Genomic DNA, 424 nt, shown 5'->3' with positions numbered 1-424 from the left:
TCAGCTGTCTCGGTACGGATGCAGGGAGATCCCCCGCTTGCAGGGAGGATCGTCCGCGTGTCCGCCTCCAGACGTGCCGATGTCCCTGCATCCGTACCAGGACGGACGCGCGGAGGCGACGGATGCCGGATGCAGCGGATGCCGTCAGCGGCCGGTGCCGGCGTGGACGACGGCCTCGATCTCGCTGTCCAGGCCGTAGGCGGTGTGCACGGCCTGCGCCGCCTGAGCCAGGTCGGATCCGCGCACCACGACCGAGATGCGGATCTCGGAGGTGGAGATCATCTCGATGTTCACGCCGCCGCGGCTGAGCGCGTCGAAGAGGATCTCGGAGACGCCCGAGTGCGTGCGCATGCCCGCGCCGACGACCGAGAGCTTGCCGATCTGGTCGTCGTGCAGCAGGTTCTCGAAGCCGACCGCGGCCTGC

1 protein-coding gene is annotated in these 424 nt (G+C 69.3%); it reads right to left on the bottom strand.

The genetic code is table 11. The features are described from left to right. Positions 1 to 144: 144 nt before the first annotated feature. Positions 145 to 424: ACT domain-containing protein (locus tag KI686_RS17375; RefSeq protein ID WP_237590285.1), on the bottom strand; the 280-nt coding region annotated here is incomplete at its 5' end.

The sequence above is a fragment of the Polaribacter sargassicola genome, assembly GCF_021991835.1.
GTDB lineage: Bacteria > Bacteroidota > Bacteroidia > Flavobacteriales > Flavobacteriaceae > Polaribacter > Polaribacter sargassicola.
This window is presented reverse-complemented; position numbering and strand designations above follow the sequence as displayed.